10 protein-coding genes and 3 pseudogenes are annotated in these 15,633 nt (G+C 73.5%); 4 read left to right on the top strand and 9 right to left on the bottom strand.

All coding sequences use genetic code 11. The annotated features are described in order from the left end of the window. Nucleotides 1-103: 103 nt before the first annotated feature. The 4 genes and pseudogenes from AC27L3_RS00680 to AC27L3_RS00665 form a co-directional block, all read right to left on the bottom strand. Nucleotides 104-403 carry a ketoacyl-synthetase C-terminal extension domain-containing protein gene (locus tag AC27L3_RS00680; RefSeq protein WP_487232292.1) on the bottom strand — a complete coding sequence of 100 codons (300 nt, stop codon included), beginning with the start codon at nucleotides 401-403 and terminating at the stop codon, nucleotides 104-106. Then, a pseudogene (locus AC27L3_RS00675) lies at nucleotides 398-2,920 on the bottom strand (beta-ketoacyl synthase N-terminal-like domain-containing protein); the annotation flags it as partial. The gene AC27L3_RS00680 and the pseudogene AC27L3_RS00675, both read right to left, overlap by 6 nt. A 669-nt stretch (nucleotides 2,921-3,589) precedes the next feature. Continuing rightward, nucleotides 3,590-3,931 (bottom strand): annotated as a pseudogene (locus tag AC27L3_RS00670) (ketoacyl-synthetase C-terminal extension domain-containing protein); the annotation flags it as partial. Between the two features lie 66 nt (nucleotides 3,932-3,997). Continuing rightward, a pseudogene (locus AC27L3_RS00665) lies at nucleotides 3,998-6,283 on the bottom strand (beta-ketoacyl synthase N-terminal-like domain-containing protein); the annotation flags it as partial. A gap of 370 nt (nucleotides 6,284-6,653) precedes the next feature. Here AC27L3_RS00665 and AC27L3_RS00660 point away from each other — a divergent pair. The 4 genes from AC27L3_RS00660 to AC27L3_RS00645 all read left to right on the top strand — a co-directional run bounded on the left by AC27L3_RS00660 (nucleotide 6,654) and on the right by AC27L3_RS00645 (nucleotide 10,286). Continuing rightward, a complete protein-coding gene (locus AC27L3_RS00660; RefSeq protein WP_487232291.1) occupies nucleotides 6,654-7,328 on the top strand; it encodes a 4'-phosphopantetheinyl transferase family protein in 675 nt (224 codons plus the stop codon). 147 nt (nucleotides 7,329-7,475) lie between these two features. After that, nucleotides 7,476-8,150 carry a TetR/AcrR family transcriptional regulator gene (locus AC27L3_RS00655; RefSeq protein WP_487231962.1) on the top strand — a complete coding sequence of 225 codons (675 nt, stop codon included), beginning with the start codon at nucleotides 7,476-7,478 and terminating at the stop codon, nucleotides 8,148-8,150. Further along, a complete protein-coding gene (locus AC27L3_RS00650; RefSeq protein ID WP_487231961.1) occupies nucleotides 8,147-9,826 on the top strand; it encodes an MFS transporter in 1,680 nt (559 codons plus the stop codon). The genes AC27L3_RS00655 and AC27L3_RS00650 overlap by 4 nt, the downstream gene beginning before the upstream one ends. A 127-nt stretch (nucleotides 9,827-9,953) precedes the next feature. Continuing rightward, entirely contained in the window at nucleotides 9,954-10,286 is a 333-nt protein-coding gene (locus AC27L3_RS00645) for a DUF6204 family protein (protein WP_487231960.1), read from the top strand. A 64-nt stretch (nucleotides 10,287-10,350) separates the two neighbouring features. Here the strand turns inward: AC27L3_RS00645 and AC27L3_RS00640 are convergent, their stop codons facing one another. The 5 genes from AC27L3_RS00640 to AC27L3_RS00620 are packed head-to-tail and all read right to left on the bottom strand — an operon-like array spanning nucleotide 10,351 to nucleotide 15,603. Further along, complete coding sequence (locus AC27L3_RS00640; protein WP_487231959.1) at nucleotides 10,351-11,712, bottom strand: acyltransferase domain-containing protein; 1,362 nt, start codon at nucleotides 11,710-11,712, stop codon at nucleotides 10,351-10,353. Next, entirely contained in the window at nucleotides 11,709-12,668 is a 960-nt protein-coding gene (locus tag AC27L3_RS00635; RefSeq protein WP_487231958.1) for a class I SAM-dependent methyltransferase, read from the bottom strand. The genes AC27L3_RS00640 and AC27L3_RS00635 overlap by 4 nt, the downstream gene beginning before the upstream one ends. 33 nt (nucleotides 12,669-12,701) lie before the next feature. Then, a complete protein-coding gene (gene panD, locus AC27L3_RS00630; RefSeq protein WP_344433671.1) occupies nucleotides 12,702-13,118 on the bottom strand; it encodes an aspartate 1-decarboxylase in 417 nt (138 codons plus the stop codon). Between the two features lie 14 nt (nucleotides 13,119-13,132). Next, nucleotides 13,133-14,344 carry a cytochrome P450 gene (locus tag AC27L3_RS00625; protein ID WP_487231957.1) on the bottom strand — a complete coding sequence of 404 codons (1,212 nt, stop codon included), beginning with the start codon at nucleotides 14,342-14,344 and terminating at the stop codon, nucleotides 13,133-13,135. Next, entirely contained in the window at nucleotides 14,341-15,603 is a 1,263-nt protein-coding gene (locus AC27L3_RS00620; protein ID WP_487231956.1) for a cytochrome P450 family protein, read from the bottom strand. The genes AC27L3_RS00625 and AC27L3_RS00620 overlap by 4 nt, the downstream gene beginning before the upstream one ends. Nucleotides 15,604-15,633 lie beyond the last annotated feature (30 nt).

Below are 15,633 nucleotides of genomic sequence, written 5' to 3'. Positions count from 1 at the left end.
GTGTTCTCTCCCGGTGATCGGCGATGCGACGGAGCGTGAAGCGGCCCGGGCGCACCGGGTCGGGGGTGAAGCTGGGGCGAAGTCAGGCGGGGTCGGGCGGAGGTCAGGTGAAACTCAGGTCGAGCCGGGCCGAACGGACCCGCGGTGCCGCGTCCGGGCCGGGCGCGGCGGGCAGGCGCCAGAACCGTCTGCGGCGGTAGACGGGCGGATCCAGCGGCGCCCTTCCCGGCTCGCCCGGCGTGCCGGGCCCGAGGACGACATGGGCGTTCGTACCGCCGAAGCCGAAGGCACTGACGGCCACCCGGCTGCCGGCCGGCAGATCCGCGACCTGCGTGACCGGGAAGAACGGCGACTCGTCGAACGCGAAGCGCGGGTTCGGGCGCCGGCAGTGCAGGGTGGGCACGAGGCGGCCGTGCCGCAGGATCTGCACCGCCTTGATGAACCCGGCCACGCCGGCCGCGCTCAACAGGTGCCCCATCGTGCTCTTGACACTGCCGATGCCGCAGTAGCCCCGGTCGTCCGTGTACGTGCGGTGAACGGCCGTCAGGGCCTGCAGCTCGATCGGATCGCCGATCATCGTGCCGGTGCCGTGCGCCTCGACGTACCCGATGGACCGCGCGTCGATCCCGCCCCGGGCGAGCGTCCCCGCGACCAGTGCGCGCTGGGCGGCGCCGCTGGGCGTGGTGTGCCCCATGGTCCGGCCGTCGTTGTTGACCCCGGACGCCTCGACGACCGCCAGGACGCGGTCGCCGTCGCGCAGGGCGTCCTCCAACCGCTTGAGCAGCACCATCCCGGCACCCTCGCCCGGGACGAGCCCGTCGGCGGCCTCGTCGAAGGTGCGGCACCGGCCGCTGGGGGACAGCGCCTTGCCGGCGCTGAGCATGAGGTACGGCTCCTCGTCGAACAGCAGGTCCACTCCCCCGGCCAGCGCCATGGCGGACTCGCCCGTCGCCAGGCTCTGCGCCGCGAGGTGAATGCTCACCAGCGACGAGGAACAGGCGCTGTCGACGACGAGATTGGGGCCGGTGAGGTCGAGGAAGTGCGAGATGTGCGCGGCGACGAAGTTCTGGTTGACACCGGCGATGTACGCCCGCGTGGGCGGCTGCAGGTGCGCGCGGTGGTTGCCCGTGCGCGTACCGACGAAAACCCCCACCGGGCGGCCGCGCAGCTCGTCCTCGCGGTACCCGGCGTCGCGCAGGCACTCGACGGACACCTCGAGCGCCTTGCGCGCCAGCGGGTCGAGATGGCGTGCGCCCTCGTCGTCGAAACCGAAGAACTCCGGGTCGAACAGGGCCGCGTCCTCCAGGAACCCACCCCACCGGCTCCGGCTGCGGCCGGGTGCGTCGTCGGGGCTGTAGAGAGCCCCGACGTCCCAACGATCGGCCGGCACCTCGGTGACGACGTCACGCCCCGCCAGCAACACCTCCCACAACGCGGCGGGATCGGCAGCACCGGGCAGGCGGCAGCCCATGCCGATGACGGCGATGGGGACCGGCTTCCCCTCGGGAGCGGTACCCGCCGGCGCCGTACCCGCTGGCGCGGGAGCGGTCGGCCGGGCCGCCGGGGCGACGGGCCCGAGGCCGGGGCCCGGAACCGGGCCGACAGCGGGTGCGGCGGGCCCGGGGGCCGGAACGGGACCGGTTGCGGGCGCGGCGGCCGCCCCGGGAGCCGGGACCGGGCCGACGGTCCCGGCGGCCGGGGCGTTCGGGCCAGGGGGCGGGGTGGTGGCCGACGCACCGAGGGCGGCGGCGAGTCCGGCGAGGGTCGGGTGGTCCTGGAGCAGGCTGGGGTCGACCGGGTGCCCGAGCTCGACCTCCAGCTCCCGGACGAGTTCGGCCATCAGCAGCGAGTCCACGCCGACGTCGCCGAGCACGGTGTCGGGGCCCAGCAGGGCCGCGTCGACCCTGGTCGTACGGGCGACGACGGCGACGAGCCGGTCGAGGTCGACGGCCGCGCCGGGGGACGGCACGTCGTGCCCGCCGTCGGTGGGCGGGACGGACCGCGACGATTCGCCGAACACGACGCCCGAGGTGAACTGCCCGGCGCCCCCCACAGGCTGACCGCCACCGCCGGGCACGGCGCCCGGCACGGCGTGACCGGCACCGCCGGACGGCGCCGGCTGCGCCGGCCCGGCGGCCGGGGTCGGGCGGCTCGGGGCCAGGTGGAGCTCGTCCGTCACCACCGCCGACCGCTCCACGCGGCACGGCAGGAGGACGGGTTCGCCGGGTGTGCGCAGGGCGAGGTCGAGGAGTTCCAGGGCGTCGTCCGGGGTCAGGTCCGGGATGCCGAGGGCGCCGGCGGCGCTCGTGCGGTCGTTGCCCATGCCCACGCCGCGCCACAGCGGCCAGCGCAGGGAGCGCACGGTGCAGCCGGGTGCGTCGGCGTGGTCGGTGGCGAAGTCGTCGAGGACGGTGTTGGCGGCCGCGTAGTCGAGGTAGCCCGCGCCGAGGCGCGGTGCGGCGGCGGCCACCGAGGAGAACAGGACCATGAGCCGGGGCGGTTGCTGCCCGAAGGCGGACCACAGGACGTGCAGGCCGTCGGTCTTGGGCCACAGCACCCGGGCGATGTCGTCGGGGGTGCGGGAGAGGAAGGAGGTGGGGCGGTCCATCACACCGGCGCAGTGGAAGACGGCGTGGAGTCCGCCGGCCTGCTTCCTGACCCGGCCGATGAGCCGGCGCAGGGAGGTGACGTCGTCGAGCGCGTCGGTGCGCACGGTGAGCGTGACGCCGCGTTCGACGAGGGCGAGCAGGGCGGTGAGGCGCTCGCGCAGGGCGGGGTCGGTGGCGGGGTCGGTGGCGAGGGCGGCCCACTGGTTGCGTACGGGCATGCGGGAGCGGCCGACGAGGACGATGTGCCGGGCGCCGCGGTCGGCGAGGTGGGCGGCCAGGCGCAGGCCGATGCCGCCGAGGCCGCCGGTGATGAGGACGGCGCCCCGGTCGAGGCCGGCGAGGAGGTCGTCGCCGGCGGGTGCGGGGGCGAAGGCGGCCACGGGGCGGCGGCGCCGGGAGCCCTCGTAGCGGATCTCGGTTTCCCGGTCGGTCGCCGCGGTCTCGGCACGAATGGCGGCGGCGAGGTCGGCGGTGCCGCCGTCGACGCGGACGGTGCGCGCGTGGACGGTGGTGAACTCGCCGGACAGCGAGCGGTAGAAGCCGGCGAGTGCGGAGCGTTCGGTGCCGCTGACGTGCACGCACCGCAGTCCGGTGCGGGGGAGGGCGGCGAGCACCTGCTGCAGCAGTAAGACGCGTTCGGCGACCAGGGTGCCGGGTGCGGTCCAGTCGACGAGGTCGACGATGCCGGTGAGCCCGTCGAGGTCGGGCAGGGGGTCGCCGGGCGCGTGGGCGACGGCGCGGTCGGCGAGCACGGTGCGGGCGAGGTGCGGGTCGGTGGTGACGACCAGGAGGCGGCCGTCGTGGGATGTGCCGGGTGCGGGCGCGTCCTGCCAGGTGGTGGTGAGGAGGGCGGCGTCGGGCACGGGTGCGGCCCAGTGCCGGGTGCGGGCGAAGGGGTAGGTGGGCAGCGACACGGGCGGGGCGTCGGGCACGGGGTGGCGGTCGGGGTCGGTGTCCGTGTGCGGTGCGGTTCCGTCGAGTACCGCGGCGAGTCGGGTGGCGAGTTCGCCGAGGTCGGCGGCTTCGACGGTGATGCGGCAGGGCAGGTTCGCGCGGCCGGTGCGCATCGTCCGGGCGATCGAGGCGAGTGGCGGGGCGTCGCTGGAGCGGACGACGTCGAGCAGGGCGGTCACGGCCTGCCGCAGGGCCTGGGGGGTGCGGGCGGAGACGGGTACGACCACGGGGGCGCCGGTGTCGGCGGCCGCCGGTGCGGTGGGGGCCTCCTCCAGGACGACGTGGGCGTTGGTGCCGCCCATGCCGAAGGAGCTGACGCCGGCGCGGCGCGGGGCGCCGCCGGCGGGGGCCTGCCATGTCTCGCGGGTGAGTTGCAGGCGCAGGGGCGTGCCCTCGGTCCTGATCATGCGGTTGGGCCGGCGGACGTTGCGGCTGGCGGGCAGGGTCCGGTGGCGCATGGCCAGGATCACCTTGATCATGCCGGCGATGCCCGCGGCCGATTCCAGGTGTCCGATGCTGGTCTTGACGGAGCCGACGCCGCAGTGGGGTGCGGCGGGGCGCGGGTGGCCCCACTGGTCGTAGAGCCGCTCGAATGCGGTGACCATGCCGGAGATCTCGATGGGGTCGCCGAGCCGGGTGCCGGTGCCGTGGGCCTCGATGTAGCCGATGGTCGCGGGGTCGACGCCGGCCTCGTTGTACGCGGCGACGAGGAGGTCGGCCTGCGCGTCGGGGTTGGGTGCGGTGAAGGACTGCGCCTGGCCGCCATGGTTGACGGCGGCGCCACGGATGACGGCGTGGACGCGGTCGCCGTCGGCGAGGGCGCGGTCGAGCGGCTTGAGCAGCAGCGCGGCCACGCCTTCGCCGCGGACGTAGCCGTCGGCGTCGTCGTCGAAGGTGTGGCAGCGGCCGCGCGGGCTGAGGACGCCGGTGCGCTGGTAGGCGCGTTGCCGGGCGGGGTCGGCGAGCACGTTGACGCCGCCGGCGAAGGCCAGGTCGCACTCGCCGGTGCGCAGGGCCGCGACGGCCTGGGCGACGGCCACCAGGGAGGAGGAGCACAGGGTGTCGACGGCGACGCTGGGCCCGCGCAGTCCGAGGGCGTAGGAGACGCGGTTGGCGACGAGGGAGGGGGAGACGGCGACGCTGAGGTGGGGCTCGTCGTGGCCGGCGTGTGCGGCGAGGACGGCGGCGTAGTCGGAGTGGCACACGCCCGCGTAGACGCCGGTACGGGTGCCGGCGAGGGCGGCGGGGTCCACTCCGGCGTCCTCGGCCGTCGCCCAGGCGACCTCCAGCAGCAGGCGCTGCTGGGGGTCCATGAGGGCGGCTTCGCGGGGGCTGATGGAGAAGAACTCGTGGTCGAAGCGGCGGATGTCGTCGAGCAGGGCGGCCCGGCCGATGAGGCCGGGGTGGGCGCTGGCGTCCCAGCGGTCGGCGGGGATGTCGCGGACGGCGTCCTCGTCGCGGCCCAGCAGGTCCCACAGCTCGGGCACGCCCGGTGCGCCGGGGAACCGGCCGGCCATGCCGATGACGGCGATCGGTGCGCCGGCGCCGGTACCGGAGGCGGGCGCCGGCGGGAGGGGGGCGGGGGCCGGTGCCGGGCGTTCGCCGCGCAGCACCCGGGCCATGGCGGCGACGGTGAAGGCCTGGAACATGGTGCTGGGGTCGATCTCCAGCCCGGCCTCGTCGGCGGCCCGGACGGCGGCCTCCGACAGTGCGAGGCTGTCGAGTCCGTGCGGGCGCAGGTCGTCGTCGACGGTCAGCGAACCGGCCGGTTGCTCCAGCACATGCTCCATCACCGGCAGGAGCAGGGCCTCGACGTCGTCGGGCACGGGCGCCGTCCCCCGGGGCGCCCGGGGGCGGGATGCGGCCACGGCCGTACCGCCGTCCCACAGCGGCGCGAAGTCGGCCCGTTCGGCGAGGGACTTGACGGTGCGTATGCGGGCGAGCGGCCTGCCGTCGCGTTCGCGCAGGAGGGAGGACGTCAGGACGATGCGGTCGTCCCCGTCGGGCCGGCAGTCGTCCAGGCGGTAGCGCACCGCCTCGTCGAGGCCGCAGTTGCCGAGGTAGACGATGTCGCGGCCGAGGGTCGTGGCCTCGGTGGCCCATTCCGCCCCGGGCACGCGCGACTGCGCGAACTTGCGCTCGCCGCGGTCGTTGATGTGCGGGTACGACGCGAAGTACAGCAGGCCGGCGGCGTTCACGTCCGCGAACGGGTTGAGTTCGTAGGTGTCGCTGTACAGGCCGGCGCCGTCGGGGGTGAGCGACCGCTGGGCGAGGAACTCCTCGTGGAAGCGCAGGTGTGCGGGGTCCGGCTCGGCGGCCGTGCTGCCGCCCGCGCGCTGCGGCGTCGCCGGGACCAGCCAGTTGCCCGTGCCGCGGCGGACGAAGGAGGTGAGCAGCCGGACGTCGACGTGCGCGGTCGCCGTGGCGAACCGGATGTCGCCGACGAAGGTGTGCTCGTCGAGGCGGCTCAGGGTGCCGCTCAGTTCGCCCTCGTCGTGCTCGGCGAAGGATTTCAGGGAGTCGGTGGCGGTGACGGCGGCGCGGACGAAGGCGGGCAGCAGCCGGACGCCGTCGGCATCGGTGAGCTGTGCGACGGGGATGTCGAAGTGTTCCCCGATGAGCGCCCAGTGGATGTCGCCGGCTTCGCGCAACAGCCAGTTCTCGGACAGGCCGCCGACGGACAGGGCGGGCAGGCCCAGGACGACCGGGCGGGTCAGCATACGGTCACGGACGTGAGCCGGTGGTCCGGCGCGAAAGTACCGGAGTCCCGGCCCTGAGAGAGCCCTGACCTGCGGCAGTGCTGAATCATCACATCCCCCACGTGCGATGCATTGCCCTGTGGGGGCCCGTGGCGGCGCGGCGGTGAGGCCGTGTCGGCAGGGCCCGGGAGTTCGGGTTTCGGCGTGCGGACCCAACCTCCCCTGCCCAGGCCGGAAATCACGCGTCGACAGCACGCATCTTGGCCGATCATGAACGCTTCTGCAAGGTAGGCTTCCGTTCATGACGGGGAATCAGCAAGCGGATTGCTGCCCAAACGGTCCGATACGGACATCGCATGCGCCCGCAGCCCCCTTCCCCGCCGGAACCGACCTGCTCAGAGGGTTGTTGCCGGATGTCGTCACCGTGGAACTGTTCTCCGATCCCCCGGGCGTCCACCTGCATCCGCAGGAGGCCGCCGTGGTGGCCCGCGCGGTCGACAAGCGCGTACGGGAGTTCACCACCGTCCGGCTGTGCGCCCGCTCCGCGCTGGCGGAGCTGGGGGTGACCGCGGGCCCGATCCTGCCGGGCCCCAAAGGCGCTCCCGCCTGGCCCGACGGCGTCGTGGGCAGCATGACCCACTGCGACGGCTACCGTGCGGCGGCCGTCGCCCGGACGGCACAGGTGGCCTCGGTCGGGATCGACGCCGAGCCGCACGCCCCACTGCCCGCAGGCGTGGAGAGGCTGATCGCACTGCCCGAGGAACGGCGCATCCTGGACCGGCTCACCGCCTCGCATCCGGACGTGGCGTGGGACCGGCTGCTTTTCAGTGCCAAGGAGAGCACATACAAGACATGGTTCCCGCTGACCGGCCGCTGGCTGGATTTCGGCGACTGCGTCATCACCCCCGATCCCGAGCAGGGCACCTTGCGTTGTGAGCTGAAGGTGCCCGGTCCGGTGGTCGGCGGCCGGCGGATCGACACCTTCACCGGCCGCTGGTGCACGGCCGTCCGCAACGGCACCCGGTACGTCGCAACTGCCCTCGTGGTCCCGGCCGCAGGCCACTGAGGCACCCGCGCCACGAGCCGGTCATCCCGCCCTCCGGTGGGGTGACCGGCTCTTTTTGCCTGCCCCTTTGATTGGTCGTCAGATACCCACCGGATCCAGGTCGGATACAGACCTGTATTGGGATACAGTCCCGTATCCGAACGGTCCTTGAAGGAGGCGATCACCATCACCAGGCGGCTCACCCGGCAGCAGAGCCGGGAACTCACCCGGGAGCAGCTCCTGCGGTCGGCGGCCGAACTCTTCGCCGAGCAGGGGGTGAGCGGGACGTCCGTCGAGCAGATCGTGGAGAACGCCGGCTACACGCGCGGCGCCTTCTACGGCAACTTCGACGGCAAGCACGAGCTCGTCCTGGCCCTGCTCGAACAGCGCTCCCAGCGCGAGCTGGCGGAGATCCAGGAGATGACCAGCAGCGCCGGGACGTTCGACGAGATGATCGAGCACCTGCGCTCCTGGCACCGCCGGCGGGACGGCAATCTCACCAGCTGGCTCGCCCTGCGCACCGAGCTGTGGTTGTACGGCCTGCGGGACCCCGAGCTGCTGCCCCTGCTCGCGGACCGCGAACGCCGCTCGCGGGCTGCCCTCGCGGGCGCGCTGGAGCAGGGCTTCGCCGCGCGCGGCGTCACTCCCCCGGCGCCCGTCGAACTGCTCGCCCTCGTCGTGCACGCCCTCGACGACGGCCTGTCCGTCCAGCGCGCGCTCTCGCCCGCCGACAGCACCACCGACACGGTCGTGGACGTGGTGGAACTCCTGATGAAGTCCTGGACCGCGCTCGCACGCACCACCGAGCCCCGCGCATCCGACACCGTGGAGAGGAACCCATGAGCAAGGCAGGACAGGCGGAGCAGCCGGCCACCGCCGGACCACCCGTCACCCCCGAAGCGCCCGAGCCGGACCCCAAACGCTGGCTCGCCCTCGCCGTCCTGCTGGTCGCCACCTTCATGGACCTGCTGGACGCCAACATCATCACCGTGGCGATCCCGGCCATCCAGCGCGACCTGGGGGCCTCCGCGGTCGCCGTCCAGGCGATGACCGCCGGTTACACGCTGAGCTTCGCCGTCTTACTCATCACCGGCGGCCGGCTCGGCGACATCTTCGGCCGCAAGCGGATGTTCCTCACCGGTGTCGCCGGCTTCGTCGTCGCCTCCGCGCTGTGCGCCGCGGCGCAGAGCACCGAGATGCTCGTCGCCTCCCGGGTGCTGCAGGGCCTGGCCGCGGCCGTCATGGTGCCCCAGGTGCTGGCGCTCATCCACGTCACCTTCGCGCCGCAGGAGGTGGGGCGCGTCGTCAGCCTGTACGCCAGCATGATCGGCCTGGCCATCGTCTGCGGGCCGGTCATCGGCGGCGCCCTGGTCGACTGGAGCCCCCTCGACCTCGGCTGGCGCAGCATCTTCGTGGTCAATCTGCCGGTCGGCGTCGCGGCCCTGGTGGGCGCCTGGCGGTGGATGCGCGAGTCGAACTCCCCGCACGCCAAGCGGCTGGACCTCGTCGGCATGCTGCTGGCGATCGGCGGGTTGCTGCTGCTGATGCTGCCCCTGACGCTGGGCCGGGAGCTCGGCTGGCCCGCCTGGAGCATCGTCTCGCTCGTGGCCTCGGCCCCCGTCGGGGTGGCGTTCGTCCTCTACGAGCGCCACAAGACCCGCAAGGACGGCTCGCCGCTGGTGACGCTGTCGCTGTTCAAGGTCCGTGCGTTCGGGGCCGGCATCGGCGTGCAGCTGCTCTTCAGCGCCGTGCCCGCGGGCTTCTTCCTCAGCTGGACGCTCTACCTGCAGGGCGGCCTGGGCTGGTCGGCCCTGCACACCGGTCTGACCGCCGTGCCGTTCTCGGTGTGCGTCCCGCTCGTCGGCAGCTTCGCCGTGCGCAGGCTCTCCCCGCGCTACGGCCGGTACTGCCTGCTGGCGGGTGCGCTGATGATGCTGGCGGGCATCGCCTCGTACGCCTGGGCGGCCGACCGCGCGGGGGCGGACATCACCTCCTGGCACGCCGTCCCGTCCATGATCCTGCTCGGCTCGGGCATGGGCCTGCTCATGCCCCCGCTGACCGCGCTGGTGCTGCGGGAGGTCACCCCGCAGGAGGCCGGTGCCGCCTCCGGCATCATCAACGCGACCGGGCAGCTCGGTGCCGCCCTCGGCGTGGCGGTCATCGGCGGCGTCTTCTTCTCCGCCCTGGGCGCCAACGCCGGCCCGCAGGCCGACCGGGCGCTGCCCGAGCACCGCGCGGTGGCGCCGCAGCAGGTGACGGCCGTGCGGACGTGTGCGACCGACTCGCTCGGTCAGGACGACCTGGCCAAGGTGCCGCGCAGCTGCACCGTGCTCCTCGACGGCGCGGACGCCGGCGGCCGGGAGGCGATCGCGGGTGCGCTCGGCGACATCCGCGGCCGGACCTTCCAGACCACCTACAGCGAGACGCTGTACTGGACGGCCGCCGGCCTGATACCGGTGACCGGTCTGCTGTTCCTGCTGCCGCACCACCGGGTGCGCAAGCAGGAGGCGGCGGCCTAGGGCCATCGTGGGCCTGCAGCCGAACCTGCGGGTGCGTCGTGGCTTGTCGCGCAGTTCCTCGCGCCCCTACGGGGCGCTGCACCCGCCGGCCCGACACCGGAACAAGCACATCTGGAGAGCGAGCGTCATGAGCAGTACCACCTACCAGGTCCTCACCCAGGGCAAATTCGCGGATCTCGACGACGCGCAGCGCGCCGCGCTGGTGGCGAAGGCCGGCGAGCACGACGTGTTCAGCGCCCGGTTCACCGAGGAGGGCACCGTCACCTACGAGCGGCACCTGCGCGGGTTCACCTTCCGCGTGCTGGTCCCCGCCGACGAGGAGGACACCGAGGCCGTCGTGCACGCGAAGGCCGAGGAGCTGGCCACGGCCGCCGTCCGCGGCCTGGGGGCGGGCTGCAGCGACCTGCGCTCGGTGTCGACGGACATGGCCAGCATCAAGATCAAGCGCAAGGGCCGCTGACGTTCCAGGAGCCCTGTACGCCGTGAGGCCCCGCGTCCGTGCCGGATGCGGGGCCTCGGGTCCGTCACGCCACTGCGGCGGTGGGCACCGGCCGGGGCCGGCGTGCGGCCTCGATCACCGCGGCCTGGTACGGCGTCAGGCCCGTGGCGGGGCCGCCCGGGTGCAGGGCGGCCCAGGCGGGTTCGCGGCCGCAGGCGTACAGCGCGCCGAGCGAGGAGAGCATCGAGCGGTGCTCCTCCCGGCGCCGGCCGGAGGGCAGCAGCCACCCCGGCCGCTCGCCGTGCTCCAGCGTCTGCCGCAGCGGGCTGAGCAGCACGGGGTGGGCACTGACCTCGACGAACACCTCATGGCCCGCGGCGGCCAGGTTCTGCGTCGCGGCGGCGAGCCGTACGGGCTCGCGCAGGTTGCGCATCCAGTACGCGGGTCCCAGCTCGGTGCCCGGCACCGGCTCGGCCGTCACCGTCGAGTACATCGGCACGGCGGTGGCGGTCGGTTGCAGGGACTGCAGGGCGGTGCGCAGGTCCTCGCGCAGTTCCTCCACGTAGTGGCTGTGGGAGGCGACCGTTCCCTTGATGACCCGGCAGTAGACGTCCCGCCGCTCCAGTTCGCCGACGAGTTCGGCGAGGGAGCGCGCGTCCCCGGCGAGCACGGTGGAGCGGGGGCTGTTCTCCCCGGCCACGCTGATCGTGCCGCCGCTGGCCTCGGCCACCGCATGGGCCTCGGCGGGCGGGAGTTCGGTGACGGCGAGCGCGCCCTTGCCGGTGATCCGGCGCAGCAGCGCACTGCGCCGGCAGGCGATCACCATGGCGTCGCGCAGGGTCAGCGCGCCGGCGGTGTGCGCGGCGGCGATCTCCCCCATGCTGTGCCCGACCACCGCGTCCGGGGTCACGCCCCAGCTGCGCCACAGGGCCGCGAGGGCGATCTGCAAGGACACCATCGTCGGCTGCAGGACGTCCAGTTCGCCGAGCCGGGAGGTCTCCTCGGGCAGCCCCAACTGCTCGACGGCGGAGAATCCGGCGAACTCGCGCACGAACGCGTCGCACCGGTGCAGGGTCTGCCGGAACACCGGCTCGGCGGCCAGGAGTTCCCGGCCCATGCCGTGCCACTGCGCGCCCTGCCCGGCGAAGACGAACACCAGGCGGGGGCGGCGGGCCGCGACGTCCGCGGGGACGCGCTCGCTCTCGCCCGCGCACACCGCCTGCAGCTGCTGTGCCAGCTCCGCGTAGGAGGCGACGGCGAAGGCGACGCGGTGCGTGCCGGCCGTGCCGGTGGCGGCGTCGTGGCAGTACCGGGCGAGCGAGGGCAGCGACCGCCCGGCGCGGATGCGGTCCAGGTGCGCGTACAGCAGGGCGGTGAGGAGCTCCTCGGAGTCGGCGGCGACGGCGAACAGCCGCGGGCTGCCGGCCCCTGTGTCGGGGCCGTTCACCGGCGGACCGCGATCTGGTGGCGGTAGCTCTCCATCGGCAGGCCGCTCATCCACGGCACGATGCCCAGCTTGCTGAGCACCTTGATGGTGGACGGCGGCTGGTAGCCGGCGAACATGCCGCCGAACATCAGGATCTGGCTGTGCGCGACGACCTGCCGCATCAGCGGGTTCATCCGCTGCTTGCCCAGCATGGTGCGGAAGTGGCTGCCCTGCGCCATCCGGCGGCGCACCGCCGCGCGGACCCGGTCGGAGATGTCGTTGTCGACGATCCACTCCAGGCCCTCGGTCTCCTCGGCGGCCTGCCGCATGGTGGCGGTGCGCTGCCGGGTGAAGACGTCGATGTGGCTGAGGTGGCCGCCGGGGCGCAGCACACGCGCGGCCTCGCGCAGGAACTTGCCGAGGTCGGGGTAGGTGTGCGAGCTCTCGATGTTGACGAGCACGTCGACCGAGCCGTCCTCGAACGGCAGGTCCTCCGCGTCGCCGTGGACGAAGCGCAGGCTCTCGCCGCGGGCCAGGGTGGCGCTCGCCCGCGCGACGGCCTTGGGCGAGAGGTCGAGGCCGGTCAGCTGCGCCCCGGGGACGATCCGGGACAGGAAGTTCAGGCCCTCGCCCATGCCGCAGCCGACCTCCAGGACGGTGCGGCCGGCGTAGTCGTCCAGGTCGATCGGCAGGTCCCGCAGGGCGAGGAAGTACAGCTGCTCGCTGAAGCCGTCCGTCCAGGGCTCGCCGAAGCCGGGCACGCGGGCCCGGATCTCCTCGGCGATCCCACGGTCGTACATGCCCCAGTTCCACAGGTCGCCCTTGCCGGAGAGGGTGGCGGCCATGTCGTAGATGGTGGCACTGGCCGACTTCATGCCGGCGGCCTTCTCCCCGCTGCGGGGAGTCGCGGACTCGGTGAGGTTGATGTCGGCGAGACCGCTGGTGAAGGCGGTCATCACGTCAGGGGTGGCACTCAAGGCGTTACTCCACGATCGACGGGGTGGGGCGGGTCAGGCGTCGACGGTGTCGCCGCGGCGCAGGCCGAAGCCGTCGGGCACGTCGGCGGGGTCGGAGCCGACCTGGACGGGCCGGTTGTCCGCGTCGACGAACACCACGCTGGGCTCGAAGGAGCGTGCGTGCTCGTCGCTCATCGAGGCGTAGGAGATGATGATGACGAGGTCGCCGGGGCTGATGAGGCGGGCGGCGGCGCCGTTGATGCCGATGATCCCGCTGTCCGCCTCCCCCTCGATGACATAGGTGCTCAGCCGGGCGCCGTTGTCGATGTCGACGATGTCGACCTTCTCGCCGGGCAGCAGGTCGGCGGCGGCCATCAAGGTGGCGTCGATGGTGACGGAACCCACGTAGTGCAGGTCCGCCTGGGTCACCCTGGCCCGGTGGATCTTGGACTTGAACATCTCTCGGTACAGCACGGTCTCTCCGTTCACCACGTCACCGGCAGCTCGTGCACGCCGTAGATGATCATTTCCGCGCGGGTGCGGATCTCGTCGGCCGGGACGGCCAGGCGCAGCCCGGGCAGCTGGCGCAGCAGGGTCTCGAAGGCGATCCGCAGCTCCAGCCGGGCCAGTTGCTGGCCCACGCACTGGTGGATGCCGTACCCGAAGGCCAGGTGCGGCACGGGCTCGCGCGTGATGTCGAGCCGGTCGGGATCGGTGCACAGGGCGGGGTCGCGGTTGGCCGCGGCGAGGGAGAGCGAGATCGCGTCGCCGGCGGCGACGCGGTGCCCGGCGATCTCCATGTCCTCGCCGGCCGCGCGGATGGAGCCCGCGTGCACGATGGTCAGGTAGCGCAGGAGCTCCTCGACGGCGTTCGGCGCGAGGGCGGGGTCGGCGACGAGCGCGGCGAGCTGCTCGGGGTGCTGCAGCAGGGCGAAGGTGCCCAGCGCGATCATGTTCGCGCTGGTGTCGTAGCCGGCGATCAGCAGGACGGTGCCCAGGGTGACGAGTTCGGCGTCGTCGAGGTCGCCCTCGGCGACCAGCGTGCCCAGCAGGTCGTCGGTGGGCTCGGCCTTCTTGGCCTCGATCAGGCCGTGCAGCAGCCCGGCGATCGTCTGCCAGCCGCCGATGGCGTCCTCGGCACTGGAGTGCACGGAGAACAGGCGCTTGACGCAGGCGGCGAAGTGCTCGCGCTCGGCCACGGGCACGCCGAGCAGTTCGCAGATCGCGGATGCCGCCATGGGCTCGGCGAACTCCGTCAGCAGGTCGACGGGCCCGGTGCCGGCGGCCTTGGCCGTCATGGCGTCCAGGTGCCGCTCGGCGAGCGCGGTCAGCAGGGGTTCGAGGGTGCGGGTGCGGCGCGCGGAGAACCAGGCGGCCACCTTGCGCCGGTAATGGGTGTGCTCCGGCGGGTCCATGGCCGTGAACATGCCCGGGGCGACCTCGATGCGGTCGTCGGCCATGGGCAGCGGGATGGGCGAGCGCAGGGCGTCGCCGCGCGAGCTCAGCCGCCCGTCGGCCAGCAGCTCGCGCACCGTCTCGTAGCCGGTGACCAGCCAGCCGAGGTGACCGTCGGGGAAGACCATGCGGGCCACCGGGGCCTGCGCGCGCAGCGCGGTGAGCCCGGGAGCCGGGTCGAAGGGGCACCGGCCGCGGGCCATCGGCAGGCCGTCGGCGGTGGGCAGGGCGGTGGGGGTCATTCCTCTCCCTTCCGGGGCGTGAGGTGGACGGGCAGCCGCTGCATCGCCAGCAGGTAGCGCGGGGCGATCTCGGCGGGCTCGGCGGCCAGTTGCAGGTCGGGGAACCGCTCGAACAGCGCGGTCAGGGCCACCTCGCCCTCGATCAGGGCGAGGCTGGCGCCCAGGCAGTAGTGGGCGCCGCGGCCGAAGCCCAGGTGGGGATTGTGCTCGCGCGTGAGGTCCAGCTCCTGCGGCTGCTCGAACTCCTGCGGGTCGCGGTTGGCGGCGGCCAGCACCACCTGGATCGCCTCGCCCGGCTGCACCGTCACCCCGCCGATCTCGACCGGCTCGGTGGCGAAGCGCCGGAAGGTGTGCTTGACGGGCGCGGTGTGGCGGACGAGTTCGGCCACCGCCTTGGCGGCGACGGACGGGTCGTCCTTGAACTGCTTGAGCTGCTCGGGGTGCTGGAGCAGGGTGAAGACACCCAGCGCGATGAGGTTGCGCACGGTCTCGTGGCCGGCCTGGACGAGCACCATGGCGAGCGCCACCAGCTCGTCGTCGGTGAGCCGGTCGCTGTCCTCCTCGTGCACCTGCACCAGTTCGGAGATCAGGTCGTCCCGGGGCTCGGCCTGGCGGGCCTCGATGATCTCCTTCGTCATCCGGGCCATGCCGCGCACCGCCGGGGCGAACTGCTCGGGGTTGGGGCGCAGGGCCTGGGCCAGGGTCTCGCTCCACTCGCGCCACTGCTCGCGGTAGTGCTCGTCGACGCCGAGCATCTCGCAGATGACGATGATGGCCAGGGGGTGGGCGTAGTCGGCGATGAGGTCGGGCTCGGGCTTGCCGGCGAGGTCGTCGAGCAGCCGGTGCGCCACGCGGGTGATCGCGGGGGTCAGGGCCTGCATCCGGCGGGCGGACAGGGCCCGGGTGACCAGGCGGCGGACGCGCATGTGATCGGCGCCGTCCATGGTCAGCAGGGTCGAGTCGAACATGTCGACGATGTCCTCGGGGATGCCGCGGCTGAGCATGGACTCCCGGTGGGAGTCGCCCGGCGGCCGGCTGCGCAGGGTGGGCTCGCCCAGCACCTTCCGGACGTCCTCGTACGCGGTGGCCACCCAGATGTCGGTGCCGTCGGCGAACCTGCCGCGGCAGACCGGCCGGGGGCCGCCGGTCCAGCGCTCGCCGGCCGCCGGGTCGGTGATGAACGCCGGGTCGGACAGGTCGAACTCACTGGCCGGCTCGTCCGCGAGGGTGGTCAGCGCCCGGGGGCAGGTTTCGGTCATTCGGTCGGCCTCGCTTCTTGCTCGGATGTG

Source organism: Streptomyces sp. PKA51 (genome assembly GCF_057552455.1).
This window is presented reverse-complemented; position numbering and strand designations above follow the sequence as displayed.

What these genes read in the sequence shown, in the direction of transcription:
- AC27L3_RS00650 (WP_487231961.1), top strand. Translation starts at nt 8,147, where the DNA reads ATGAGCAAGGCAGGACAGGCGGAGCAGCCGGCCACCGCCGGACCACCC.
- AC27L3_RS00625 (WP_487231957.1), bottom strand. Translation starts at nt 14,344, where the DNA reads ATGACCCCCACCGCCCTGCCCACCGCCGACGGCCTGCCGATGGCCCGC.
- AC27L3_RS00645 (WP_487231960.1), top strand. Translation starts at nt 9,954, where the DNA reads ATGAGCAGTACCACCTACCAGGTCCTCACCCAGGGCAAATTCGCGGAT.
- AC27L3_RS00620 (WP_487231956.1), bottom strand. Translation starts at nt 15,603, where the DNA reads ATGACCGAAACCTGCCCCCGGGCGCTGACCACCCTCGCGGACGAGCCG.